General features: G+C 45.4%; 18 protein-coding genes, 1 tRNA gene and 2 riboswitches. Of the genes, 8 read left to right on the top strand and 11 right to left on the bottom strand.

The features are described from left to right. Nucleotides 1–84: 84 nt before the first annotated feature. Entirely contained in the window at nucleotides 85–2,241 is a 2,157-nt protein-coding gene (locus tag NSS87_RS02440; RefSeq protein WP_339244520.1) for a collagen-binding domain-containing protein, read from the bottom strand. Between the two features lie 110 nt (nucleotides 2,242–2,351). Continuing rightward, nucleotides 2,352–2,442: riboswitch (cyclic di-GMP riboswitch) on the bottom strand. Between the two features lie 491 nt (nucleotides 2,443–2,933). Between NSS87_RS02440 and NSS87_RS02435 the strand changes: the two genes are divergently transcribed. Together NSS87_RS02435 and NSS87_RS02430 are read left to right on the top strand one after the other, a co-directional pair. Next, nucleotides 2,934–3,326 (top strand): hypothetical protein, encoded by a 393-nt coding sequence (locus NSS87_RS02435; RefSeq protein ID WP_042184484.1) that lies wholly within the window; start codon nucleotides 2,934–2,936, stop codon nucleotides 3,324–3,326. Nucleotides 3,327–3,768: 442 nt separating this feature from the next. Further along, the gene (locus NSS87_RS02430) at nucleotides 3,769–4,143 is read left to right on the top strand and encodes a helix-turn-helix domain-containing protein (RefSeq protein WP_339244519.1); all 375 of its coding nucleotides are present in this window, start codon (nucleotides 3,769–3,771) and stop codon (nucleotides 4,141–4,143) included. 64 nt (nucleotides 4,144–4,207) lie between these two features. On the opposite strand, the gene NSS87_RS02425 is transcribed toward NSS87_RS02430, so the two are convergent. From NSS87_RS02425 to NSS87_RS02395, 7 genes are all read right to left on the bottom strand, one after another. After that, the gene (locus NSS87_RS02425) at nucleotides 4,208–4,750 is read right to left on the bottom strand and encodes an NAD(P)H-dependent oxidoreductase (protein ID WP_042184480.1); all 543 of its coding nucleotides are present in this window, start codon (nucleotides 4,748–4,750) and stop codon (nucleotides 4,208–4,210) included. A gap of 474 nt (nucleotides 4,751–5,224) precedes the next feature. After that, on the bottom strand, nucleotides 5,225–5,326 hold the full coding sequence (locus NSS87_RS02420) for a sporulation protein YjcZ (RefSeq protein WP_197071258.1): 102 nt from the start codon (nucleotides 5,324–5,326) through the stop codon (nucleotides 5,225–5,227). A 30-nt stretch (nucleotides 5,327–5,356) separates the two neighbouring features. After that, nucleotides 5,357–5,512, bottom strand: a complete 156-nt coding sequence (locus tag NSS87_RS02415) for a hypothetical protein (RefSeq protein WP_197071257.1) — start codon at nucleotides 5,510–5,512, stop codon at nucleotides 5,357–5,359. A gap of 178 nt (nucleotides 5,513–5,690) precedes the next feature. Next, on the bottom strand, nucleotides 5,691–5,921 hold the full coding sequence (locus NSS87_RS02410) for a hypothetical protein (RefSeq protein WP_339244517.1): 231 nt from the start codon (nucleotides 5,919–5,921) through the stop codon (nucleotides 5,691–5,693). A gap of 93 nt (nucleotides 5,922–6,014) precedes the next feature. After that, complete coding sequence (locus NSS87_RS02405; RefSeq protein WP_339244516.1) at nucleotides 6,015–6,365, bottom strand: N-acetylmuramoyl-L-alanine amidase; 351 nt, start codon at nucleotides 6,363–6,365, stop codon at nucleotides 6,015–6,017. A 54-nt stretch (nucleotides 6,366–6,419) separates the two neighbouring features. Further along, nucleotides 6,420–6,491, bottom strand: a tRNA-Thr gene (locus NSS87_RS02400). Nucleotides 6,492–6,586: 95 nt separating this feature from the next. Further along, nucleotides 6,587–6,895, bottom strand: a complete 309-nt coding sequence (locus NSS87_RS02395; RefSeq protein ID WP_042184474.1) for an MTH1187 family thiamine-binding protein — start codon at nucleotides 6,893–6,895, stop codon at nucleotides 6,587–6,589. A 374-nt stretch (nucleotides 6,896–7,269) separates the two neighbouring features. Continuing rightward, nucleotides 7,270–7,505: riboswitch (cobalamin riboswitch) on the top strand. A gap of 216 nt (nucleotides 7,506–7,721) precedes the next feature. On the opposite strand from NSS87_RS02395, the gene NSS87_RS02390 reads away from it, so the two are divergent. From NSS87_RS02390 to NSS87_RS02375, 4 genes are all read left to right on the top strand, one after another. Then, entirely contained in the window at nucleotides 7,722–9,707 is a 1,986-nt protein-coding gene (locus NSS87_RS02390) for an anaerobic ribonucleoside triphosphate reductase (RefSeq protein ID WP_149646188.1), read from the top strand. Beyond that, nucleotides 9,704–10,219, top strand: a complete 516-nt coding sequence (gene nrdG, locus NSS87_RS02385; RefSeq protein ID WP_042184469.1) for an anaerobic ribonucleoside-triphosphate reductase activating protein — start codon at nucleotides 9,704–9,706, stop codon at nucleotides 10,217–10,219. Before NSS87_RS02390 ends, nrdG begins: the two co-directional genes overlap by 4 nt. A gap of 55 nt (nucleotides 10,220–10,274) precedes the next feature. Next, the gene (locus NSS87_RS02380) at nucleotides 10,275–12,608 is read left to right on the top strand and encodes a ribonucleoside-diphosphate reductase subunit alpha (RefSeq protein ID WP_339244513.1); all 2,334 of its coding nucleotides are present in this window, start codon (nucleotides 10,275–10,277) and stop codon (nucleotides 12,606–12,608) included. A 280-nt stretch (nucleotides 12,609–12,888) separates the two neighbouring features. Then, complete coding sequence (locus NSS87_RS02375; RefSeq protein ID WP_036682584.1) at nucleotides 12,889–13,920, top strand: ribonucleotide-diphosphate reductase subunit beta; 1,032 nt, start codon at nucleotides 12,889–12,891, stop codon at nucleotides 13,918–13,920. A 170-nt stretch (nucleotides 13,921–14,090) separates the two neighbouring features. Here the strand turns inward: NSS87_RS02375 and ssuE are convergent, their stop codons facing one another. After that, a complete protein-coding gene (gene ssuE, locus NSS87_RS02370) occupies nucleotides 14,091–14,639 on the bottom strand; it encodes an NADPH-dependent FMN reductase (protein WP_042184465.1) in 549 nt (182 codons plus the stop codon). A gap of 497 nt (nucleotides 14,640–15,136) precedes the next feature. On the opposite strand from ssuE, the gene serS reads away from it, so the two are divergent. Continuing rightward, the gene (gene serS / locus NSS87_RS02365; RefSeq protein WP_339244512.1) at nucleotides 15,137–16,423 is read left to right on the top strand and encodes a serine--tRNA ligase; all 1,287 of its coding nucleotides are present in this window, start codon (nucleotides 15,137–15,139) and stop codon (nucleotides 16,421–16,423) included. 433 nt (nucleotides 16,424–16,856) lie between these two features. Beyond that, a complete protein-coding gene (locus NSS87_RS02360; RefSeq protein WP_339244510.1) occupies nucleotides 16,857–24,665 on the top strand; it encodes a 5'-nucleotidase C-terminal domain-containing protein in 7,809 nt (2,602 codons plus the stop codon). Nucleotides 24,666–24,749: 84 nt separating this feature from the next. On the opposite strand, the gene NSS87_RS02355 is transcribed toward NSS87_RS02360, so the two are convergent. Together NSS87_RS02355 and NSS87_RS02350 are read right to left on the bottom strand one after the other, a co-directional pair. Next, nucleotides 24,750–25,388 carry a histidine phosphatase family protein gene (locus tag NSS87_RS02355; protein ID WP_339244508.1) on the bottom strand — a complete coding sequence of 213 codons (639 nt, stop codon included), beginning with the start codon at nucleotides 25,386–25,388 and terminating at the stop codon, nucleotides 24,750–24,752. A gap of 38 nt (nucleotides 25,389–25,426) precedes the next feature. After that, on the bottom strand, nucleotides 25,427–26,230 hold the full coding sequence (locus tag NSS87_RS02350; RefSeq protein WP_042184458.1) for an AAC(3) family N-acetyltransferase: 804 nt from the start codon (nucleotides 26,228–26,230) through the stop codon (nucleotides 25,427–25,429). Nucleotides 26,231–26,268: the final 38 nt, after the last annotated feature.

Below are 26,268 nucleotides of genomic sequence, written 5' to 3'. Positions count from 1 at the left end.
GAAAACCGCCCTCGGAATATGTCCCGAAAGCGGCTTTACTATTCTTCACGGCATAACTTGTATTCAAGCTACAATCACCGTTTATTATTTCTTGCTCGAGAATCTATTTCTCATTAGCAATCCAATAAGTGCAAAACCTAGACCAGTTACATAATAAGGGACTGAACTTGATTCTCCCGTTTTTGGAAGTTCATCAACAGGTGGATTACCTAGCGGGATTGTATCATCCACTACAGCAATATCCTCTGGTGACGGCGTTGGTGTTACTGTCAATACTGGTCCTAATGGAATCTCCTCCTCATCAACAAGTACCTCTGTATTGCTCGACGGTGTTGGTGTTGGTACTAGTACTGGAGTCGACGAAGCTACAGGGCCCAGCGGCACAGGATCATCATTAACAATGATAGTGCCAATTACAAATGATGGTGTTGGTGTCGGGAACACCGGAGGCTCCGGCGTTGGCGTCGGTGTTGGCGTTACTTCTGACGACGGTGCCGGTGTTGGTGTTACTTCCGACGACGATGTCGGTGTTGGCGTCACTTCCGACGACGGTGTCGGTGTTGGCGTCACTTCCGACGACGGTGTCGGTGTTGGCGTTACTTCCGGCGACGGTGTTGGCGTTGGCGTTACTTCCGGCGACGGTGTTGGCGTTACTTCCGGCGACGGTGTCGGCGTTGGTGTCACGGTCGGCGTTGGTGTTGGCGTCACGGTCGGCGTTGGTGTTGGCGTCACGGTCGGCGTTGGTGTTGGCGTCACGGTCGGCGTTGGTGTTGGCGTCACGGTCGGCGTTGGTGTTGGCGTCACGGTCGGCGTTGGTGTTGGCGTCACGGTCGGCGTTGGTGTTGGCGTCACGGTCGGCGTTGGTGTTGGCGTCACGGTCGGCGTTGGTGTTGGCGTCACGGTCGGCGTTGGTGTTGGTGTCACGATCGGCGTTGGTGTTGGCGTCACGGTCGGCGTTGGTGTTGGCGTCACGGTCGGCGTTGGTGTTGGCGTCACGGTCGGCGTTGGTGTTGGCGTCACGGTCGGCGTTGGTGTTGGCGTCACGATCGGCGTTGGCTTTGGTGTGTGTGTTGGCTTTGGTGTGTATGTTGGCTTCGGCGTTTGTGTTGGCTTCGGTGTGTGTGTTGGCTTCGGCGTTGGTGTTGGCTTCGGTGTCGGTGTCACGCACGGCGTAGGCGTCACGGTCGGCGTTGGTGTTGGCGTCACGGTCGGCGTCGGTGTTGGTGTCACGGTTGGCGTTGGTGTTGGCGTCACGGTTGGTGTCGGTGTTGGTGTCACGGTCGGCGTCGGTGTTGGCGTCACGGTCGGCGTTGGTGTTGGCGTCACGGTCGGCGTTGGTGTTGGTGTTACGGTTGGTGTCGGTGTTGGTGCCACGGTCGGCGTTGGTGTCGGAGGTGGTTCTTCCCCTCTATATGGATACCAATGCATCTGCACCCCACCAGCAAATCCCTTTGCAATCAGCGTCCCATGCAGTTCACCGGAATTATAAGTTACTTTTGCAAGCGGAGCTAGGATAGTTCCTTCTATTGTTAAACTTCCAATGTCAACAGTGCTAGCTTCATAAAAATTAAATAATACCTTGTTAGGGCTACCTCCCCAGATTTGAAAGCTTGGAATGTTAACTGAACTTCCGCTAACGTTAATGATAACTGTGGCGCTATTTGCAATATTAAACTGTAAGCCATTAGCACCAGCGAAATCGGCAGCACTAAGATTAAGAACGTTAAATGGTTCCGGAGCATCAATCGTTATTTTCCCATATTCCTTTTTGAAAGTTCCTATTGTAGCAAGCGAAGAGAATTCATTAGAACGTCCAATAAGAAATTGCTCTTCAGCATCAAAATCAATAGGAGTCCCTTTTCTCGCTGGTTCTTTAAGATCTACACCGTTGCTGGAAAAAACACCACCATAAACGGATGCTCCATGAACAGTCCCATTAGTAAAACTGATGTCATTACCAGCGATAAGAACATCTCCACCTGGATTATCCTTGGATACGCCGTAATTCTGCAAAATAATATTACCTTTGGCCGCAAGGCGCCCATGAACCTGATCATTAGATTGTTTGAAATCCCCAAAAATAAAAGTATTAAAATTCCCTGCAATACCTAACACAGGTGTAGGAGTATAGGGAAGCACCTCCCCAGCCGCATTTACCAAATGACCTCCAGAAAGACCACTACCTACCGTCAATATCCCCGCTAATACTAGTGCAAGCAGCGGTTTCATTCTTCTTTTCAAAAAGCACACCTCCTAAATCTATGATTTATATTTAATCAGAATAATTACCAGAAACTCTAAAGGACCTAACAACAAAAAAGACCGCCAAAAAAGAAGTGGAATTCCCTTCTCATGGCAGTCGGACGGTCATAGCGCATTTAAGACACTTTAGACTCCTGGACTTTGCGTCCCACCCTTTCAGGCGGTTTGCTATTATCATGATAATATATGTATTGACTTGCGGATTAGAACTAGCATTTTAAGCATCCTATTAAATAATCGTCTATGACTTTTAATACTTTTGAACTAATAATAGTTTAGCGCTCCATTCCTACAATTGTCAATCAATTCCTTTTGATATTCATACGCGTAAGCAAGCACAAAAAAAGCGCCTAAAGGCGCTTCACACAAAGGTTTTCCTTCAATTTTAAAGTAACTTTATAAAGCCTAATATCGATATCCATAATGGAATACTTAGAATCAAACCAAATACCATTCCACGGTGGAGACTTCCTTCCTCTTTCATCCTAATTCTCCCTTTATATAAGTCTGAAGCATTATTTTTTATTATTACAATTTTAATATATTTTATTCTTTCTAATTTAGTTGTGAATTCAATCACATTGGACTAGCTGTTTAGAAATACCATTGATTATTTTTGGAATATCGGGGTAGAATACGAATATACGTTCCCATTAGAGGTGATGAGATTCATGAATAGAGCTGAAAGCAGGGACAACATGCTGGTCAAATCTTATTTATTGCTTCCGATGATTTTATCAGCTTTCGAACGGGACTCCGCCATTCTATCTGCACATTTACGAACACCTACCCCCTATCTGGAGGTTCTTGAAACAGCCGCAGCAGTTGCTACAACAGATCTAAGAGATGTTCGTTCAGAGATGAGAAAACGGGGAATCAAGGTTTATGAGCAGAACAGACTTAACACGGGGATAGAAGCCAAATTTATATGTCGTGGATACCATGAACGAATGCTGCTGTTAAACGACATCGTCGCTGCCCAAGCTGCCATTCATATGCGCAGATATCTCGGTCTGGATATTTCATCTTTTAAGAGCTATGAAGAGCAGTATCAGATTAAGTGAAGTAGCGAAGAAGCTGCCCCCTCCCTCATTTAATTAGCGAACAAAAAAATAGGCCTTACCATGGGAGTTGGCAAGACCTGAGAGATTTATACCACAAAACACTGGGGGGTGTTTGGTGTCTTCAATATATACCTTGAACCTGAAAATAAGATGATGCTCACATGAAAATTACATTAAAAACTTCAATTCGTCGCTTAGGCTATCCGCTTGGCACTTTTGATTTCCAACCAAAGAGGCCCGCTTCGCCGACAGAGAAAATCGACCGATTGATAGTTAGCCACGAGTGCTTTGAACAAATTGTTTCAAAATGATATAGTGAATTCGTTCTCACAGGATGACTTGATAGCAGGTTGTAAAACATAATAAAGTCGGGACCTGAGTACGGAGCGACAACAGGCGTTTGCCTTTTCGTTGAATATTTTCTGAAGGAGGGTAATAGCCCATGAGTGATGAAATCTGTATACCGTCTGGCATTCAACAGAAGGACACTAGCTTTGGCTACACCTTGTCTATTATTAGTGGTAAATATAAAATGACTATTCTCTACTATCTCTCTGAAAACAAGATCGTGCGGTTCAATGAACTGCAACGGGGTATCGGTACAATACCTTTTAAGACATTAAGCGTTATGTTGAAAGAACTGGAAGCCGACTGTCTTGTCAGGCGCGAGGAATTCCCCCAGATTCCCCCTAAAGTTGAGTATTCCTTGACCGAGAAGGGCCAATCGCTTATTCCGGTGCTGGATATGATGTGCACTTGGGGAGAGAAAAACTTCGTTCCAGCCGCGCAAGAGATAACCATACCTTTTATGATTTAACGACAACTTATGACAAAAGCAGCATTTCCATTAATGAAAATGCTGCTTTTTGCTTCAAATCTAATTACATATTTTCGATAAATTCAACATAGCCTTGCGAACTGATATCCAATTTATTTAAGTAATCCGTACTTCCTACCGTCTCAGATTCCGTGCCATAAATGGCATAGAAGGAACGATAATCAGCGTTGCAATACAAAAAAGTCGTGTCAAAGGGAGATAAAATACGGTCAAGCCCGTAGCCGAGTTTACCTTCTTCACTAAAGTCTTTTGCACTTCCTCCGGCAGTTACAGCTAATGCGATTTTTCGATTTCTTAATTTATCACTCTTCGAGCCATATGCCCATCCGTAAGTAAATACTTCGTCCAGCCACTTTTTAAGCAGAGGTGGACTACTAAACCAGTAGACAGGGAATTGTAAGACGAGCTTATCATGCGCTTCAATCAGCTGTTGTTCCTTTTCCACGTTGATTTTTTCATCGGGATAGGCTTTGTACAGCTCGTGCACCGTATATTTGTCTGGATATTTACGGAGTTCTTCGATCCAGCGTTTATTAACGACGGATGTTTCGATGTTTGGGTGCGTAACGACAATAAGTGTTTTCATTGGTGTATCCTCCATGTTTGAATCAGATTTAGGACTTGAGTATACCTCCCACCATGACATCGCGTAAGTATGCACTTTTAGTTCACGTACTTACCTAAAGGTAAGCACTGCAACCTGCCTGCACGTGATTGATGTATAGTCTTCGGGGCGAATCTCGTCTTCGGTGTACACCCAAATATCACACAAGAGAGACTGGGTCATTCCGCCATTTTACTTGAGTAAAGGTTAGACGGATGTAACGTTATGTGTATGAACTCTATATCACTGATAAAAAAATTTGCCTGAACGCAAAGAAATACCCCACCATTACTGGCAGGGTACGGTACTTCCGCATAATTTCAACATAATCCATTTGGGATACTCGCCTACCACTTAAGGTTGACAGGGTGCGTCTTTGATTATGTATGAAAAAAATCCACCAGCATGAGTACTGGCGGATTTAATAAGGTGCAGCTATATTGGGAGGTTTGAAACTTAAATAAACAAAGTCTTAGAGATGATTACCAACAAGATAAACAGAACCAGAATTGCGGCGGTAGAAGTAAAGCCACCATATCCTCCTGCGAATTCGCCCATTTTAACTCCTCCTTTGTAATTGAATACAATTTAAAATATACAAGCTTTTGTAATGATGACCAGCAGGATAAAGAGCACTAAGATTGCCCCTGTGGATGTAAAGGCTCCACCAACAAAACGTTCAGGTTCACGTTCACGTTCACGTTCACCAACGCCGCAACAACGTTCTCCACGTACTTCGCCCATTTGTCAATTCCTCCTTTTTAATTGGATACAAAACTAAGATATGCGGGATTTGTATCGGTGCTTGGGTAAAAAAGAAACGAAAATAGTAGGCCTGTTGCGGGATCCGACATTTCGTAAAAAACAAAAAAATACCCACCAGCCGAAGCCAGTGGGCGGTTTTTCCCGGTTTTATGATTTTTTAAATAAGGGCTATAGCCAGCAGAGTGAACAAACTCAAGGTTAAGATGTCATTTGTAGCAAAAGGATTACCAAAAAAAGCTGAAGTGTGCACAGATCCGTTATGTTCCGTTCTTAAGTAAACACTATTTCTGTCCACATTTGTAATTACGCCTACGTGCTGTCTACCATCTTTAGTCAGAATCCGCACTCTTCTATTCATGTAGCGCAAGCAGCTGCAATAAGCATCCATCAGGAAACTCCCCCTCGCTCGTATTACTTTATTTTATGATGAGAGGTTACGCCGGTAACGGCCAGCAGCGCCCAAAACTTCCGGCTCGACAAATTAACTTTCCAGTTCACTTTGTAAGGTTAACTGTCTTACTTGCTCTTTCTTGCCGTTTACGAGTACTACCACTTTATTGTCATTGTTGCCCTGATTCGCTGTTTCCTTCTTTTTCAGCCCTAGGTACTTTGCAATCCCGATCACATGGCTATCAATGATTGCTTGGATAACCACATCTTTTTTGAGTTTGGCAGCGTCGGTTGCCACATCGAAAAATAAATTCTCCGTGAGTACTGCAGGCATGTTGCTCTCACGCACCACGTGGTTTTTTGCCTTTTGGCCCCGGTCGTTGGGGACTCCATTACAAGCGGAAAAGACACTCTTTCGGTAGAAGAATGGTAGAAGAAACAAAAAAGCGCGACTCCCCAAACTTCAAGAATCCGCGCCAAATATGGTTTTTTGGGATGCTGGTGAAGGGAATTGAACCCCCGGCCTACGCATTACGAGTGCGTTGCTCTACCCCTGAGCTACACCAGCTTAAGGCTGATTTTTCTGTCAAACAAAAAATATTATACAACTTTCAGCCAGAAACGCAAGCCTATTTCTCCCTATTTCCCTACTCTCCCGAACTGCTATTCCACCTGTAGTTTACGCTCCACAGACTCCAGCTTTCCACGGCTAGTGGAGGGTTTATCGCGGCGGTCGTCTATTTTAAGTGAGGTAGAGACACGCTCTGCGCCTGCGGAAAAAGGAGACTCGTGCAGCGCTTCGACTGCAGCAAAAATACGCTGAAGAGGCCCTTCGATGATTGTACCCATGGATGTAAGCTCATAAGTAATCCCTTCTACCGTCTTCAGCACTCGCTGCATATCCGCAACATAGCTGCTAAGGCTCGTACTACCTGTTCCAATCGGAATAACGGTTACTTCAGCAATAGGCATGGGAATACCTCCTGGGAATTTTAAAGTATGTGTCTCCTTCTATTGTAACAACTCCACCGCTCTCCCACAAATGATCTCAGCTTTATTATGCCCCTTCTTCTTTCCCCAAAATTCTCCGAAATATGACTTTCGCCACAAGTATTTTTTCTAACATGAATTCTAGGGTCATCTGCACTACATTTATGGACTCTTTGTGGCATCTTTTCGGACAATTTATGAATCATTTTTCATATGCCTGTGGATCAATTGTGGATTACTTATGGACAGCCTGTGGATCATTTGTGGAGTACTTTTGAAGAACCCGCTCCCCACGCGGGTTTTCTAAAAAACTATTTACAAACACAACATCTTGGGTTATTTTTATCTAACGACAACAAAATATAGTGGAGACAGGCGCTTTGATCCTTTATCGGAATTAGAGCTTAATAGGGAAGTACGGTGAAAATCCGCTGCGGTCCCGCCACTGTAACCGGATGCCCCTTATAAGCTTTTTTAAGCTTAAGATGGGCAGATCTCCTGGCAGAAGCCACTGAGGGGTAAGAGCCCCCTTGGGAAGGCGCTGAGAGGTCCTACGGAAGCCAGGAGACCTGCCTGTTTCGACGACACCAACTATGAGTGCCTGCGAGGAACAGGAACGGTGTCCGCATGCGGTCATCTTCTTAGAGACCACTGCAAATATCTGTGTGGATATTTACATAACGCATCGGGCATTTTCTGCCATCCTCGCTAGAGGATGCTTTTTTTATGAGATCACAATGAATATACGGCCGCTTATGCGGCCCCACTTCTTAATGATAGGACGATAGACTGAGAGGAGAGCTATACAATGACGTTGTTGGAGAGACAATTTAACGGTACAACAAATGCACGAGAAGTTCTTTTAGAAGAGCTCATTGATTTAGGACGCGATATTATCGACAGCCGGGATTTGGACCTGCTGCGCGAGAATGCCAATTTGAACGGAGAGAGTTTCTCCGGTAAAATGAGCAAGTTCGGCAGTGAATATTCAAAATGGTACGCCCGCAACTTTACGATGCCGCCGCAGCTAGTGCAAGCCATTGATGACAATGTCGTCTATGTGCATGATCTGGATCAATACGCAATCGGAACGACTAACTGCATTTTTATCCCGTTCGATAAGCTTCTCCGCGAAGGCTTCAACACCGGCAACGGCAGTGTTCGTCCTCCGAACTCCATAATGACAGCTATGTCACTGGTAGCAATTATTTTTCAATCCCAGCAAAATGCTCAATATGGCGGCGTATCCGCCAATAAACTCGACTATGATCTAGCACCTTATGTAACCAAATCCTTCGCTAAGCTGTTCCGCAAGGGTCTGGATTATTTTGATGAGGGACAAGCTAATGAATCTTTGGGCGAGATTACAATGAGCCGGACCGATCTGGCGGAGTTATATCCAAAAGCATTCCGTTTTGCACTAAAGGAAACCGAAATTGAAACCCTGCAAGCGGCTGAAAGTATGGTACATAATCTCAACACCATGTCCAGCCGATCCGGTGGGCAAATTCCGTTTACCAGCATCAATTATGGTACTTGTACTTCACCAGAAGGTCAGCTTGTGATCAGCTCCCTGCTAACAGCAACGATGAACGGACTTGGCAGCGGAGAAACACCTGTGTTCCCGATTCAAATCTTCAAATGCAAGCAAGGAGTCAATCAACAGCAAGGCGATCCTAACTATGAATTGTTCCTAAAAGCGGCGGAATGTTCTGCACGCAGACTATATCCGAACTTCGCTAATCTGGACGCTCCGCTCAACTTGCAGTATTATGATCCAAGTGATCCTGATACGGAATTTGCTACAATGGGCTGCCGCACCCGAGTGCTCGGTGACCGTTTTGGGCGTAATCATTGCTCCGGGAAGGGCAACCTTTCCTTTAATACACTGAATCTGGTTCGGCTCGGTCTGGCACACGGCACAGTAACAGGCCGACGTACCGTCGCAGATGAAGCTGGCTTCTATGAGGATCTAAACCACTATATGGATATTGCGCTGGAAGGACTTCTTCATCGGTTCCACATCCAAAGCGCGCAAAAAGCTAAAGCATCCGATTTCATGATGCGAGAAGGCGTCTGGGAAGGCGGCGAAAATCTCGCTCCTGAAGACTCTGTAGGCGAACTGCTGAAGCATGGTAGTCTGTCGCTTGGCTTCATCGGTATGGCGGAATGCATGAAAGCCATGTACGGCAAACACCATGGCGAGGATATGGAAGTCCATGCCAAGGCTGTGGCTATCGTGCGTCACATGCGGGAGTATTGCGACCTTAAAAGTGAGGAACTTAATCTCAACATTACCTTGTTCGCAACACCAGCAGAGGGCCTGTCCGGCAAATTCACCAAGATTGATCGCAAGGTACTGGGTTCTATTCCGGGCGTAACTGACCGTGAGTATTATACGAACTCTTTCCACATCCCTGTATACTACGATCTAGGTGCTGCTCAGAAGATCAGCTTGGAAGCTCCTTTCCATGAATACTGCAATGCCGGGGCTATTTCTTATGTCGAATTAAATGGCAATGCCCGCAGCAATCCATCTGCTTTTATCAAAATCATTAAATATGCACTAGAACAACAGGTCAGCTACTTCAGCATTAACCATCCGATTGACCGCTGCTCCAGCTGCGGATACGAAGGCGTAATTGGGACAAACTGTCCTTCCTGCAACGCACATGAGAATGACGTGCACATCCGTCGTTTGCGCAGAGTTACAGGTTATTTAACTGGCGACTATCAGACCCGCTTCAATGCCGCCAAACAAGCCGAAGTACGGGATCGCGTTAAGCATCTATGAATATTTGCGGATACTATCCGGAGTCGATTAACGAGGGAGAGGGCATGCGGGCCGTCCTCTTCATCAGCGGCTGCCGTCATCGTTGCCCGGGATGCTTTAATCCCGAGACATGGAACTTTAAATATGGAGAAGCCTTCACCTTAGAACGTCAACATGAAATCATTGCAGAAATCGCCGCTAACCCTTTGCTGGATGGTCTAACACTGGCAGGCGGCGATCCTTTTTTCTCGGCAGAAGAGGTACTTGGGTTCATTCATGAGCTTCGCGCCGTGCTCCCAGGCTTCCCCATCTGGATTTACAGTGGTTATACGTATGAGGAACTAACCGCCCTTCCCGGTTCGCCGGAGTGGAATCTACTTACACAGTGTCAGGTATTAATAGATGGACGTTTTATAGAAGAATTGAAAGATACTACACTTCCTTACCGAGGAAGCTCTAACCAACGCATAATCGACATTCCGGCCAGTACGAACGGCTCGGAGGTCTTTCTGTGGCAGCCTACTGCGCTATAATATATCAATTTTTGATATTCAAAATTAACCCAAAATAAGAAGGGATGAAATAACCATGCCACAATTCGTAGTAAAACCAGATAATCGCCAACTGGCTTTTGATGAGAAGCGCCTTTCCGTATACGCCGACCGTATCTTAGAAGGTCTTGATCAACTAAATAAAGAAACATTGCTGCGGGGAGTAATTTCCAAACTGCGTCGTGACTCCGTAAGCGGAGAAGAAATTAGCAATGCCTTCACCATGAGTGCTTTAGAGCTTGTAACGAAAGAAGAGCCTACTTGGAAGTTTGCAGCTGCCCGTGCCCTTCTGACTACCCTTTATAAAAAAGCAGCCGTTCATCGCCGCTATAAAGCTTATCCAGAAGAGCCTTACGGTGAGCTGTACCCGCTAATTACGGATCTCGTAAAAAAAGGAATCTATCGTGAAGAGCTTCTAAGTCATTACACCAAAGAACAAATTATCGAACTAGGTGGGTGTATCGATTATACACGCGATCTTTTGTTTGACTATATCGGTCTGCTTACGCTATCCGACCGTTATTTGGCGCATGATTTTGACGGCCGTGTAATGGAGCTTCCGCAAGAACGTTACATGATTATTGCTATGTACCTCATGCACCGTGAACCAGCTGAGAAACGTCTTGAGCTTGTAAAAGAAGCTTACTGGGCTATGAGCAACATCTACATGACAGCTGCTACCCCTACAATGTCCAATGCCGGCAAAAAGGTCGCTGGACAACTATCCAGCTGCTTCATTGATACGGTAGACGATTCCCTAGAGGGTATCTTTGACTCTAATACAGACGTAGCGCGCCTTAGCAAAATGGGTGGCGGTATCGGCGTCTACCTTGGTAAAGTACGGGCACGGGGTTCGGATATCCGTGGCCATAAGAACACTAGCTCCGGCGTAATTCCTTGGATTCGCCAATTGAACAATACAGCAGTCAGTGTAGATCAACTTGGAACACGTAAAGGTGCTGTCGCTGTCTACCTTGATGTATTCCATAAAGATATTCTCGCTTTCCTCGATCTTAAACTAAATAATGGTGACGAGCGTATGCGTGCACATGACGTATTCCACGGTGTAACCCTGCCGGACTTGTTCATGGAAGCCGTTGAATCACGCAGCCACTGGAACCTCTTCTGCCCACATGAAGTGAAGAAGGTTATGGGCTGGACGGATGAGAACGGTCGTCCGCTTGGTCTGGAAGACTTCTACGATGAAGAGCTTGGTAAAGGCATTTTCCGTGAAAAATATGCTGAAGCTACAGCCAATTTGGAATTGTCCCGTATTACCGTTCCTGCGATCGACATCATGAAACGGATTATGAAATCACAGCTTGAAACAGGTACTCCATATATGTTCTACCGTGATACGGTTAACCGGACGAACCCGAACCGTCACCAAGGTATGGTCTTCTCTTCCAACCTGTGCACAGAAATTATGCAGAATCAATCCGCTACCGTTATTGAACAGGAAGAATTAGTAACCAAAGATGGCAAGACCCGGATTGTTATCTCCAAAATCCCTGGCGACTTCGTAGTCTGCAACCTGAATTCGATTCACTTGGCACGTGCAATTCCAGCTGGTGTGCTGGAAAGACTTGTACCTATCCAAGTACGCATGCTGGACAACGTAATCGACATTAATAATATTGAAGTTCTGCAAGCACAATACACGAACAGCCAGTACCGCGCAGTCGGTCTCGGCACATTCGGCTTGCATCACCTATTGGCACTCAAGGGCATTCGTTGGGAATCTGATGAAGCCGTAGAATATAACAACCATTTGTATGAACACATCAACTACCTGTTGGTACGTTCGAGCATGGAGCTTGCCCGTGAAAAAGGCCGTTATCCGAAGTTCGCCGGTTCCGATTGGGAGACAGGTGCATACTTTACTTCACGTGGCTACGTTAGCGGTGAACAAGAAGGTAAATATGTTACCACTGAACAATGGCGCGAGCTGCAAGAAGAAGTGGCTAAAGACGGTGTTCGTAACGCATGGATGTTCGCGATTGCACCGAACGGCTCCACATCGATTATTGCCGGCTCCACAGCCAGCATTGATCCTTTGTATGAACTGCTTTCCTATGAAGAGAAAACAACTTACAAGATCGCTAACCCAGCACCAGATCTGTCCGACAAGACGATTTGGTACTATAAAACTGCGTTTACAATTGACCAAAACTGGTCGATCCGCATGGCTTCTGCTCGTCAGCGTCACGTCGATCAAGGCCAAAGCTTCAACCTGTATGTTCGTCCTGACATCAAGGCTACCGAGTTCCTTGAGCTGCATCTGAACGCCTGGAAGGGCGGATTGAAATCAACTTATTATGTGCGTAGCCGTGCTTTGACAATAGAAGAGTGTGATTCTTGCGCTAGCTAAGAGTCTTACTGCTTTAAAAAATTTGGTGATTTAATCGTAACTGCGAGAAATGTTTGGGCTTCCGGTCGCTGTTATCCTCAGATTTCTTGATCTATACCGTCTTCGCGGTAGAAATCCGAGGATAGCATATGCTTTCGATGCGAGCTTTCCTACGGAAAGCTTTCGGGCGAACGCTACCGCTCCTACAGCTCCAAACTTTCTCTCCGTTACTTCATCAACCTAATTTAATTAAAGATCAGACAAGACGAATTACCAGCGCAAAAAAATGGAGGGAAAATAAATGCAACTACAAAAGATTTTTAACACTGAAGCACCCAACCAATCCACACGCATCATCGACGGTGAATGCTCAGGTATTCTGAACTGGAACGATATTCGCATGCCGCATATGTACAAGCTGTACAAGGTGCTGCTGCTGAATCACTGGATCGCGGATGAAATCCCAATGTCCAAAGATGCGCAACAATTCCCTATGCTCGATGCTGAGGAGCAACGCGTATTTAAGATCAACATCTCCCTGCTCGCCGTGTTAGACTCGATGCAGACGATGTTCGTAAGCGACGTGAAGCGTTATTTTACTGACTCTTCTCTAGAAGCTATCTCTGCCATTATCGGACAACAAGAAGTGGTGCATAACCAATCCTATTCCTATGTTCTTTCCTCTATCGTGTCGGAAAGTGAGCAGAAAGAAATTTTTGAATATTGGAAAAAAGACCCTGTCCTGCTGGAACGCAATCAGTTTATCTCTGATATTTATCAAGAGTTCCGTGATAACCCTACGAGACAAACCTTTTTCCATGCGCTGGTAGCCGATCTCATCTTGGAAGGAATTTTCTTCTACAGCACCTTCGCCTTCTTCTACAATCTGGCCCGTGACCAGAAGATGATGGCGACCAGCCAAATGATCTCTTATATCCAACGTGACGAGAATCAGCACTGCTATTTCTTCGCAGAAGTATTTAAGCAGCTGCTTGTAGATTTCCCTGAGTTGAACACTAAAGAGAACATGGATTACGTGTATCGTACGATCGACCGCGCGGTAGAGCTTGAAACCAACTGGGCTTACTACACCCTTACTAATGTCCGCGGTATTGATCTTAACGAGCTTAGTGACTACATCAAATATACAGCGAACAAGCGCTTAACCTTGATGGGTATGGAAAAAGCCTACCAAGGCGTTGACGTTAACTGTATGCCTTGGATCAAACCTTTCTCCGATGATGCGCTTAATGCCACCAAAACCGACTTCTTCGAAGCTAAATCCCGTAACTACGGTAAGGTTGGCGACGATAACGGATTCGACGATTTGTAAGACAGGATTATAACGAACCCTATATAAAAAAAGGCCATTCTCTACTTTCACAGTGAGATGGCCTTTTTACTATAGCAAAAAGCGTCTCTTCACCCCTTGGATCAGGTATGAATGAGACGCTTATATAGTTGGTATGAATCCATACGAAACAGAATGCTTGCTACTTAGTCTTAAGCCTTGCGTTCCACACGATGTGTAGTTTCTTCTGCAAGCTCAGCTAACGCATCATTCAGACGCAGCTTCAGCTCCTCAGCAAGCTCTACCACTCCGTGATCATTACGAACCACCTGAGAATCCACGGCATACACTCCACCAAGAATGTAACGAGCACCGAGTACAGACAACACAGGTTTCAAAGCATAATCAATCGTAAGTAGATGTGCAAGACTGCCGCCCATGAAGAGCGGGAGTACGATTTTGCCGGCCAATCCCTTTTGTGGAACTAGATCCAAGAAGGTCTTCAGCACGCCTGTATAAGAGGCTTTATAAACCGGGCTAACCACGATTACCGCATCCGCTTCGGCTACAAGGCCGTTCGCTTTGACGATAGAATCACTCTCAAACTTGGTATGAATCAAATCTTCCGCTGGCAGCTCTGCAACGTTAATACGCTCAACCTCAAAGCCCTGATCCGTTAAGCTTGCCTCCGCATACTCTATAACTGCATTGATGCGCGATACCAAGGAAGGTGTTCCGTTAATCACAACAATTTTAGCCACTTCTCCACCTCTTTCATCCCATTAAGCAGCTCACACTGCAAGTATTTATCCCGACAGGAATACTTCAAATTAATATTAATCCTATCGCAGATCAGATATTATTGTCAAACCATAAACGCTTGCGCTCATCCCACTCTTGCGATATACTAAGCAACAATATTAAATCCAAGAATCAGGCCAATGACCGGCATCCAACCGTGAGGCGTCTGCGACCGGAGCCTATAATGACTCCCTAAGTTCACCGGGTTTCGCCCGTTACCGCGAAGACCAAAGAGGGTCGAATTCTTTCCTGCTGTTAAGGAGATTCGATCAACCTGGGTGGCACCGCGAGCTGACGCTCCTCGTCCCATGGATGAGGGCGTTTTTTGCGTTTTTTCAAGCATAAATACCTTCGGCGTCCTTTTAAGGACGGTAAGTGTTTGTGCGAGAACTAGAGGGATAAAGTGAAGTGTGAAACTTACACTTTCTTATCTTTTAAACAAAAAGGAGCGAGCGATATGCTGGAAATGAACTGGATCAAGGATAATCAAGAACTTGTAAGAAACACTGCCACATGGAAAAGAGTCGACTTCCCACTGGATGAATTGCTGGAATGGGATGAAAAGCGCCGAAGCCTGCGACAAGAAACCGAACAAATGAGAGCCGAACGTAATGGGCTAACCAAAGAGGTTGAACGATTATTACGGCAGGGTGACCGCCCTGCTGGAGAGATCGTCAAGGCACAGGTACGAGAACTCAATCATCGGCTGAACCTGCTGGAAGCTGATCTGAACGAGGCTGAACGCCGCTGTAGAGAGCTCATGCTGCTCGCACCGAATCCGGTGTCGCAGGATACACCCATCGGCCACGATGATAACGATAATGTAGAACTGCGGTTGAACGGAGCGGTGCCGGAATTCGGCTTTGCGCCTCGTGATCATGTGGAGCTAGGTGAACTCCACGATATTATTGATATTCCCCGTGGCGTCAAAGCAGGCGGTCCTCGCAGCTATGTGCTCAAAGGAGCCGGCCTGATGTTACATCTCGCTGTACAAAGACTTGCCCTAGATGTGCTCACTGCACGCGGATTCACCGTGATGGATGTTCCTGTGATTGTCCGCCCTGAAGCGTTGGAGCGAACCGGATTCTTCCCGGGTGGGATGGATCAGACGTACGAGCTCAGCGGAGATAATCGCTGGCTGGTAGGCACATCTGAAGTGTCGCTAGTTTCACTCTACAGCGACGAGATTGTAGAGCTCGACACACCCATGCGATTAGCCGGAATGTCGACTTGCTTCCGCCGTGAAGTTGGATCAGCGGGGCGAGATGTGCGCGGGCTGTACCGCGTACATCAGTTCTCGAAGATCGAGCAAGTCGTCTTATGCCGAAATGACGAGGGGGTCTCGGACCATATGCTTCACGAGATCCTCGCGAATGCCGAGCACATTCTCCAGCTCTTAGAGCTCCCCTATCGAGTTATGGCTGTCTGCACAGGGGATATGTCCCTGAAGACGCATAAGCAGTATGACATCGAGACATGGATGCCTAGCAGAAGCGCATACGGTGAGACCCATTCGGCTTCTAATCTACTCGATTTCCAAGCTCGCCGTTCGGGCATCCGTTATCGGGATGCGGACGGTCGCTTACAATACTGCCATACCTTAAATAACACCGCAGTGGCTACGCCAAGAATTCTGATCCCGCTGCTGGAGAATCACCAGCAAGAGGATGGTTCTATCTACATCCCTCAGGCGCTGCGCAAATATATGGACGGATTAGAGCGGCTAGAGCTCCCACAACAGTAGTCTGTTTTATCCAAGTAAATTTAAAATAAATAATGCCTATTCACTTCTCAACAAGAAGCTGAATGGGCATTTTTCTGTTCTAAGACCTCCCAAATAGTCGAGTCTAATAGCTCCTTCTCTATTGTTATTCAAATGTAAAATTTAACAGAAGTATAGAATACATTTGTTGTAATCCTTTGATAATTCAACTATAAAAATTGATTCATATATGGGACTATTCATCATCCAATAAACACTAGATTTTAAGGATTGTTGTATTTATGCACTATTTTCAGCCCCTATTCTTATGCGAAAACAATAACTTTTTATTTTTTTATTTTAATTTATAGAACCTTTAATTTATATTAATGCAAACCAACCTTTCATTTTACATTTGAATGATAAGATTTAGTAGGTTTCTAATAAAAGATTTGAGGGGAGAATACTTATCCAAATGATTATTTCTTCAAGAGTAAGGAAATGGTGGGCTAGTGGACTGGCAATGTTAATGCTTGTCGGCAGTGTGCTACCAGCTATTCAGACTGCCGAGGCAGCACCGGATAATAGCAATGTTGTTATCTCACAAGTCTATGGCGGTGGTGGAAACAGCGGAGCAGAGTTTAAGAATGATTTTATTGAATTATACAATCCTACCAACAAACCAGTAGTTTTGACTGGATGGAAAGTTCGGTATACTTCCGCAACTGGAACCTTTAGCAGCGGAACAGAATTAACAGGAACTATTCCTGCAAATGGATACTACCTCGTCCAAGAGGCTGCAGGAACAGGAGGAACTGCTGCACTACCTACTCCTGATGCCGCAGGTATCCTAGCTATGAGTGGGACAAACGGTAAAGTCGACTTGGTTGACCCATCGAATAATACGATAGATTTAGTTGGCTATGGTACAGCTACAGGTGTTGAGGGAACTCCAACCCCTGCTCTCACCAACGCGACAGCCGCTATTCGTAAAGCCGCAGCTGGTGCACCAGCTGATAGCCGTGGTCTAGATACGGATAACAACGTTGCGGATTTTGTTGTTCAAGCAGCAAGTCCACGCAATAGTAGTTATGGTAAAGCACCAGAGACAGCTAACTCCGTAGTAGCTTCACCAGCCGCTAATGCCTGGCCGGTAGGCACTGAAATTTCTCTGAACTCTCCGACAGTTGGAGCATCCGTCTATTCAGCTGTTTATGGATCAGGTGGTTCAACTGATTTCCAACCTTACACAGGGCCTATCACCTTAACTGAGGACACTACGATTAAGGCGTATGCTTCAGAACCGAATATGCCAAACAGCGCAATAACAACTTTTGACTACACGATTCTGACCAAAACAGACGTCGCAACAGCACGCCTTGGTAATAAAGGTCAGAATATTTCAACAGAAGGTATCGTAACTCACATTAACGCAGCAAAAATGTATATTCAGGATGGAACCGGTGGGATCGTACTTTATGGATTCCCAGAGTTCGCAAACGTTGGAGATCGTGTTGCAGTTAGTGGCGAGATGGATATCTACAGCAACCTGCAAGAGCTCAAACTCCAAAGCGGACTTCAATACTCTGTCGTTGCGAGTGATGTAGGTGTACCCGCACCTAAATTGATTACAGCAACCGACTTGTCTGCAGCGAACGGAGAAAACCATGAAGCTCAGCTGGTAACTATGAATAATGTCACTATAGATAATGTAAATGGAAATACAGTGACTGCAAGTCAAGGCGGACAACAATTCACAATTTTCTCAACCCTGCCTAAACTAGTAAAGGGTGCAACCTTTGATAGTATCATTGGGGTTATCGAGCAATATAATACAACTTATCAATTCATTCCACTTAACGAAAACGCTTTGGTGGAAGAAACTTTTTCTGTAATGGCGAGCCCTGGTGCAGGTCGCATCATTAAAGGAAGTGCTGTGACCCTATCCAGCCCTACCCTTGGAGCACAAATTCATTACACGACCGATGGAACTGAACCGACAGCAGCAAGCAAGCTTTATTCAGATCCAATTACAGTTAGTAAAGATCTTACCATTAATGCAATTGTCGTAGCAGATGGCAAGACAAGTAAGGTGTATACCTTTGCTTATAAAGCTTCTGATCTCCCTCGTATACATGATATTCAAGGAGAATCTCATGCCTCTGAGTATGTAGGTCAGAACGTTACTGACGTAGAAGGTATCGTTACCCAATACGGATACACATTCGCAACTGGCGCTTATAGAGGTTTCTTTATGCAGGACCCTCAGCCGGACAATAATGTGAACACATCGGAAGGTATTTTCGTTTACAGCACAAATGCATCCCTTAAACCTAAAGTTGGAGATTTAGTGCGCGTTAATGGAGTCGTTTCCGAGTATAACGAAGGAAGTGCGAGCAATCTAACCTCCACTCAAATTAATATGACATCACTAACAGTAGATTCCTCTTCTAGTTATACTGTGCCTGAACCTATCGTACTTGGCAAAGGTGGAAGAGCTATTCCTTCTTCCATCATTGATAATGACAGCATGGCTGATTTTGAACCTAGTGAAGATGCCATAGATTTTTATGAATCGTTAGAAGGCATGCTTGTAAAACTCCCTACCCCTACGATTATTAGTCCTTACTGGACAAGTGGTAGCGGAAATTCCATGCTTTATAACATCCCTACAAGAGTAGAAAATGATACTCCTGATGTCATCACACCAGCTGGTGGACTAGTTCTAAAAGAATATAACCAATTCAATCCTCAGCGCCTTATCATTGCTTATGGAAATCCGGGTCAAGAAGTAATCACCGGAGATAAGTTCGCTGGAGATGTTACAGGAGTCATCGGATACAACAATGGCAATTTCAAAGTAATTCCGGAGAACGGTAAGCTGCCAACCATTACCCCAAGTACTTTTAAACAAGAAACAACTACTCTTGAGGTTAATGAGGACAAGCTATTAATCGCTTCATACAACATTGAGAACTTCTACCCAGGCGTCGGAGCAACAAAAATCCAGAAACTTGCCGACTCCATCACGAATAATATGAAAAAGCCTGACATTATCGGCGTGGTCGAAATGCAGGATAGCAATGGTGAAACCAATAATGGAATCACTGAAGCAAGTGCTGACGAACTAATTAAGGCTATTGAAACTGCAGGCGGTCCTGTATATAAATACACAGACATCGCTCCAGTCAACAATCAGGATGGCGGAGCTCCAGGCGGAAACATTCGCGTAGGCTTCTTGTACAATCCAGCAAGAGTACAGCTTGCGGATAGTGTAAACGGTCAAAAAGGTACATCTACGCAATCCGTTGCTTATAATGCAGCGACAGACAAGCTGACTTACAATCCAGGACGAATTGATCCAACGAATGCTGCATTTGCTAGTTCACGTAAACCACTTGCTGCACAATTTATTTTCGGCGGAGAAAAAGTGATCGTGATCGCAAACCATTTCAATTCAAAAGGCGGCGATAATGGTCCTTTCGGGAACGTTCAGCCACCGGTATTGTCCAGTGAAACACAACGTCATAAAATTGCGGCGGTCGTAAACGGATTTGTCAAAGAGGTTCTGACTGCTAATCCTGAAGCCAACGTCGTAGCTCTTGGCGATTTGAATGATTTCCAATTCACTAAAACTGCAACTATTTTAAAAGGTACAGAGCTGGACAATTTGATCGACACATTGCCTTTGAATGAGCAGTATACGTACACCTATGACGGAAACTCTCAAGTACTGGATCATATTCTTGTCAGTAAAAATCTAACGGCTTCTTCCAAAGTAGATGTCGTCCATCTAAATGCCGACTTCTCTCCATCGAAAGGTCGGGTATCCGATCATGATGCGGTTGTAGCACAGATTGATTTTAGTACTGCTGAAGATTTTCCATTAACAGTTCTACACACCAACGATACGCATGCAGGATTAGATACTGTAAGCTCACCAAACAACATCTTGCGCCGTGTAACAGCAATCAAAAATGCTAAGGCGACTACAGAAAACCCTATTCTTCTCGATGCGGGTGATGTGTTCTCCGGAACACTGTACTTTAACAAGTATCTGGGTCAAGCAGATCTGGCCTTTATGAATCTAGTCAAATATGACGCTATGACTTTCGGTAATCATGAATTTGATAAAGATTCTGATACCCTTTCCAAATTTATCGGCAACGCTAAGTTCCCTTTTGTCTCATCTAATGTGAATTTCTCTGCAGATGATATTCTAAGCAAAATGTTCACCAACGAAATTGGTCGATCGGGTAATGCGGCAACCATCTACCCTGCTCTGATTAAAGAAGTAGACGGCGAACAGGTTGGTATCATTGGTCTGACGACAGAAGATACAGCGAACATTGCTTCACCAGGTAAAGTGACTTTTGAGAATGCTGTAGTGAAGGCAAAAGAAACTGTCGCTATGCTGCAAAAAGAAAAGATTAACAAGATTATTGTTCTCTCACACCTTGGCTACGAAGAGGATCTCAAGTTAGCCAAAGCGGTTAATGGCATTGATATTATTGTCGGTGGTCACAGCCACACGCAATTAGATCAAGCGGTTGTAGATAACAGCGATCCTAATGCACCGAAGCTTATCGTACAAACTGGTGAAAAAGGACTTTTCCTTGGTCAGCTTGAAGTTAAATTTAACAAAGATGGCATACTGACAAATTGGAAAGACCAATTAATCTCCATCGACGCTAAGAACGGCGCTAACTACGTAATCGCAGAAGATCCTGAAGCTAAAAAGATCCTGGATACCGAATATAAGCCAGGTATTCAAGAGCTAACCAATGAGGTAGTAGGTAACTCAGAGGTTGTTCTAAACGGCGTTCGTGATAATGTTCGTACAAAGGAAACCAACCTCGGTAACCTGATTGCCGATGGAATGCTTTTTGCAGCTAAGAAAGCTGGCACTAATGCGGTAATTGCCCTGCAGAATGGTGGCGGTATTCGCGAATCTATCAATGAAGGACCGATTACACAAGGTGAAGTACTCGGAGTACTTCCTTTCAACAACGATCTGGTTACGATCACTTTGACCGGACAAGAAATTAAGGATGCAATGGAGAATGGGGTTTCCAAAACTCCAGCAGCAGACGGACGTTTCCCACACGTTGCAGGGTTGAAATTCTACTATGACTCTACGAAGCCTGTGAACGAACGTGTATTACGTATCGAAGTGAAGAACGGAGACAAATACGTTCCTCTAGATCTAAAAGCATCTTATGAAGTAGCTACTAATGCTTTCACAGCTAAAGGTGGAGATTTCTATACTTCCCTTGAGAAGGCCTATAAAGAAGGCCGTGTGAATCTGCTGTACCTGCCGGACTTTGATGTATTTACGAAGTATCTTAAAGAAGTTGGAACTGTCACTGCGAACACTTCCGCTGTTGAGGGCCGGATTGTGGATCTGAAAGGTGCACCACTGCCGGAGACAACAGAAGACTTCCCATTAACAGTTCTACACACCAACGATACGCATGCAGGACTAGATACTGTAAGCTCACCAAATAACATTCTACGCCGTGTAACGGCAATCAAAAATGCTAAGGCGACTACAGAAAACCCTATTCTTCTCGATGCGGGTGATGTGTTCTCCGGAACACTTTACTTCAACAAGTATCTGGGTCAAGCAGATCTAACCTTTATGAATCTGGTTCAATATGATGCTATGACTTTCGGGAACCATGAATTTGATAAAAATGGTGAAAGTTCTGAAGTGCTTTCCAAATTCATCGGCAACGCTAAATTCCCTTTTGTCTCATCCAATGTGAATTTCTCTGCAGATGATACGCTAAGCAAAATGTTTACCAATGAAATCGGTCGTTCGGGTAATGCGGCAACCATCTACCCTGCTCTAATCAAAGAAGTTGACGGAGAACAGGTTGGTATCATTGGTCTGACGACAGAAGATACTGCCAACATTGCTTCACCAGGTAAAGTAACTTTTGAGAATGCTGTAGTGAAGGCAAAAGAAACTGTCGCTATGCTGCAAAAAGAAAAGGTTAACAAGATTATTGTTCTCTCACACCTTGGCTACGAAGAGGATCTCAAGTTAGCCAAAGCGGTTAATGGCATTGATATTATTGTCGGTGGTCACAGCCATACGCAATTAGATCAAGCGGTTGTAGATAACAGCGATCCTAAAGCACCGAAGCTTATTGTACAAACTGGTGAAAAAGGACTCTTCCTTGGTCAGCTTGAAGTTAAATTTAACAAAGATGGCGTACTGACAGATTGGAAAGACCAATTAATCTCCATCGACGCTAAGAACGGCGCTAACTATGTTATCGCAGAGGATCCTGAAGCTAAAAAGATCCTGGATACCGACTATAAGCCAGGTATTCTAGAACTGAGCAATGAGGTAGTAGGAAACTCAGAGGTTATTCTAAACGGCGTTCGTGATAATGTTCGCACAAAGGAAACCAACCTCGGTAACCTGATTGCCGATGGTATGCTTTTTGCAGCCAAGAAAGCTGGCACTAATGCGGTAATCGCCCTGCAAAATGGTGGCGGTATTCGCGAGTCCATCAATGAAGGACCAATTACACAAGGTGAAGTACTCGGAGTACTACCATTCAATAACGATCTGGTTACGATCACTTTGACCGGACAAGAAATTAAGGATGCAATGGAGAATGGGGTTTCCAAAACTCCAGCAGCAGACGGACGTTTCCCACACGTTGCAGGGTTGAAATTCTACTATGACTCTACGAAGCCTGTGAACGAACGCGTATTACGTATTGAAGTGAAGAACGGAGATAAATATGTTCCTCTAGATCTAAAAGCATCTTATGAAGTAGCTACTAATGCTTTCACAGCTAAGGGTGGAGATTTCTACACTTCACTTGAAAAGGCCTATAAAGAAGGTCGCGTGAATCTACTGTACCTGCCGGACTTTGATGTATTTACGAAGTATCTTCAGAAGATTGGAAATGTCACTGCGAACACTTCCGCTGTTGAGGGCCGGATTGTGGATCTGAAGGGTGCACCATTGCCGGAGATAACCCCAACTCCGACACCAGTGCCGACACCAGTGCCAACATCACCAACAGTTCCAACATCAACAGCAACAGTAGCACCAACACCTACTGCAACAACAGCACCAACGGCTGCACCGCAAGTAACAACAATTGATGCTGCTGATCTGACCAAACAACTTGCTGAACTGCCAACTGGTAAACATGAACTGGTTATTCCGGTTAAAGCGACTACTGGCGGCGCTCAAGTAGAACTCCCAGGCAGTGTGCTTGTAAAACAAGCTGCTGCACAGCCTAACACCATTCTTACCCTTACTACTGATGGCGCTTCGTATTCCTTGCCGCTCAGTGTTATAAACAGTGTATCGCTTGCCGCTCAATTAGGCACCAGCGACTTTACAATTACAGTATCCATTCTATTAGCGGATTCGAAAACGCTAAGCAGCACAAACCAAGCTATCGCTTCACAGCTAGGTAATGCTACTTTAGCTGCTCCAGTAATCGAATTTAGTGTTTCAGCAGTAGCCGGATCTAAGCGTGTACCGCTGAACAACTTCGGCAGTACTTATGTTAATCGGACGATCAATGTACCTACTTCCTTAAATTCAAATAACGCAACGGCAGTCGTCTTCGTGCCTGCTACAGGCAAGATTTCCTTCGTGCCTGCGATTTTTGCCCCTAAGGCTAATGGAACAACAGATGTTACGATTAAACGGAACAGCAACAGCTATTACACCGTTGTTAAATCTTCCAAAACGTTCGGAGATATTAGCGGACACTGGGCTAAAGCGTCCATTGATCTGTTAGCTTCCAAACTGATCGTTAGTGGAACCAATAGCGATACATTCTCTCCTTCACAGTCGATCACACGGGCTGAGTTCGCAGCATTAATTACGCGTTCTCTTGGACTTGTGACAACGGGTGGCGAGACAACTTTTAAGGATGTAAATCCAAACGCATGGTATGCTGATGCTATTCGCACTGCTGCAGAAGCCGAATTGATTTCTGGTTATACCGATGGCAGCTTTAAGCCAGGTAGCCCGATCACTCGGCAAGAAATGGCCTCTGTATTAGCTAAAGCCATCAAGTACACGGGCAAAACCTTAAATGCCGATCCTGCAGCACTAGCTAAATTCAGTGACGCAGCAAGCATTCCTGCTTGGTCCCAAGCAGCAGTAGCAGAAATCGCTGCTGAGGGCATCATTCAAGGAGCGAAAGACGGTTCCTTTGCTCCACAAAAGCTGGCAACTCGTGCTGAAGCCGTTACGATGCTGGAGAAGACCTTGAAATCTCTTCAGTTCATCAATTAATAAAGGCCCACAGCTCTGAGGACAAAAAGGCGGTTCCTAGGGTGCATAATGCACTCGAGGAACCGCCTCTTTTTCATATAACCTCTAGGATTCCATCCCAGCCTCATTCTCTTCATAATGACTTGTATCCCCGTGCAGCAGGATCTCCGGCACGCCATCCGTAAAATCAATCCTGGATAAGCAGGTTGGATATATGTAAGGCAGATCCCATAGCTTAGGCAACTCTCTGCCCTCAAAATAAGCCATCAAGAGCTTGATCACTACCGTATGCGTTACGATAAGAATCGTCTCACCCTGATGGGCAGTGAGAATTTCCTGAAGCTTCTCCAGTGCTCTTGTCTGCATCTCTGCGAAGGTCTCGCTGCCCTCCACTTTAAACCGGTCGGGTTCCTTCCAGAAATAACGATGCTGGTCTGAATACTGAGCTGCCAGTTCAGCAGAATCTCTACCTTCCCATACGCCCATGCCAATTTCTTTAAATGCATCGGAAATCTTCAGCGGAACATCCCGCTCTCCGCGTATAATTTCAGCTGTACGCAGCGCCCTTGGGCTAGAGCTTGCATAAATGACATCCAGATTTGTAGCCTGCATTCCCTGGCTCAACCATTCCGCCTGTTGTACGCCAAGCGTCGTCAGCGCAGAATCCATATGACCTTGCATACGATTCTGCACATTCCATTCTGTCTGTCCATGACGCGTTAGATATATCGTTGTAGTACTCATCCGTTGCTTCTCCTCCTAATCCCAAATTCAGAGATAGTCTACTTCCTGTTTTGCTCCATCCAGTTCACCGCATAGTCTACAATTTCACGCTGTGGAATCAATTGAGCTGCAGCTGAGGCGATATGACCATTTGTAATGAGCCCTGTCTCTTGCCCGAATTGCTCAGCAAGATCAACGAAATCGTCAGAGTTCCAATCTAGCTCCTTGAATTCCACCCACTGTCTATGACCATCCACTAGTATAGGTGCTCCGCCAATGGCTTCCTTCTTTCCTTCATAGAAGGCCCGGCATTCAGCAAGATGTAATGAAGTATTATTCAGATTACCAACGCCTAGCAGCAGCACACTTCCCCCCAGATCATAAATACGAGCTAATGGAGAGTCATCCCCCAAACCGTATTCGAGGGAGTGACCATATATAATCTCATCCCTATGCTTGCCCCAAGCCGCAAATGAATGAATGGGGTGATCGCTGCGCTTTACCTCTTTTTGTCTACGGAAGCAATCCGGAATAACCCCCATTCCTCTCAGTGGGGTCAGGTCTGGATCATAAGCCGGCATCTGCTCACGGATACTCTGCCACCAAGATTCGGGTACCGGTGGGTTACTCCAGCCAGCAGGGTCCGTCAGATCACTAGAATGCGTGGGCATCACAAGTGTACCTGACTCTCCAAGAACCTCCTCAAGCGCCAAAATAACGGCAACCGGGCCACCTGCCACCCATTGGCCTAGTGATTTGAAGGACGAATGCAGTATAATCGTCATCCCCGCCTGTACACCCAGTCGCCGAAAGTCCTCTGCCAACGTCTGAACTGTAATCAAATTGCCTTGAATTTCTTCCACCCTTCATTCCTCCAAACTCTCTTGCTGCTAATCCTAGC

Source organism: Paenibacillus sp. FSL F4-0243, assembly GCF_037963295.1.
Lineage (GTDB): Bacteria > Bacillota > Bacilli > Paenibacillales > Paenibacillaceae > Paenibacillus_AQ.
This window is presented reverse-complemented; position numbering and strand designations above follow the sequence as displayed.

Excerpts from the sequence above, each read along its gene's own strand:
- NSS87_RS02430 (WP_339244519.1), top strand. The coding sequence starts at position 3,769 with ATGAGTGATGAAATCTGTATACCGTCTGGCATTCAACAGAAGGACACT.
- NSS87_RS02415 (WP_197071257.1), bottom strand. The coding sequence starts at position 5,512 with ATGGGCGAAGTACGTGGAGAACGTTGTTGCGGCGTTGGTGAACGTGAA.
- NSS87_RS02390 (WP_149646188.1), top strand. The coding sequence starts at position 7,722 with ATGACGTTGTTGGAGAGACAATTTAACGGTACAACAAATGCACGAGAA.
- nrdG (WP_042184469.1), top strand. The coding sequence starts at position 9,704 with ATGAATATTTGCGGATACTATCCGGAGTCGATTAACGAGGGAGAGGGC.
- NSS87_RS02375 (WP_036682584.1), top strand. The coding sequence starts at position 12,889 with ATGCAACTACAAAAGATTTTTAACACTGAAGCACCCAACCAATCCACA.
- NSS87_RS02420 (WP_197071258.1), bottom strand. The coding sequence starts at position 5,326 with ATGGGCGAATTCGCAGGAGGATATGGTGGCTTTACTTCTACCGCCGCA.
- NSS87_RS02435 (WP_042184484.1), top strand. The coding sequence starts at position 2,934 with ATGAATAGAGCTGAAAGCAGGGACAACATGCTGGTCAAATCTTATTTA.
- NSS87_RS02410 (WP_339244517.1), bottom strand. The coding sequence starts at position 5,921 with ATGGATGCTTATTGCAGCTGCTTGCGCTACATGAATAGAAGAGTGCGG.
- NSS87_RS02380 (WP_339244513.1), top strand. The coding sequence starts at position 10,275 with ATGCCACAATTCGTAGTAAAACCAGATAATCGCCAACTGGCTTTTGAT.
- NSS87_RS02425 (WP_042184480.1), bottom strand. The coding sequence starts at position 4,750 with ATGAAAACACTTATTGTCGTTACGCACCCAAACATCGAAACATCCGTC.
- NSS87_RS02360 (WP_339244510.1), top strand. The coding sequence starts at position 16,857 with ATGATTATTTCTTCAAGAGTAAGGAAATGGTGGGCTAGTGGACTGGCA.
- NSS87_RS02395 (WP_042184474.1), bottom strand. The coding sequence starts at position 6,895 with ATGCCTATTGCTGAAGTAACCGTTATTCCGATTGGAACAGGTAGTACG.
- serS (WP_339244512.1), top strand. The coding sequence starts at position 15,137 with ATGCTGGAAATGAACTGGATCAAGGATAATCAAGAACTTGTAAGAAAC.
- NSS87_RS02355 (WP_339244508.1), bottom strand. The coding sequence starts at position 25,388 with ATGAGTACTACAACGATATATCTAACGCGTCATGGACAGACAGAATGG.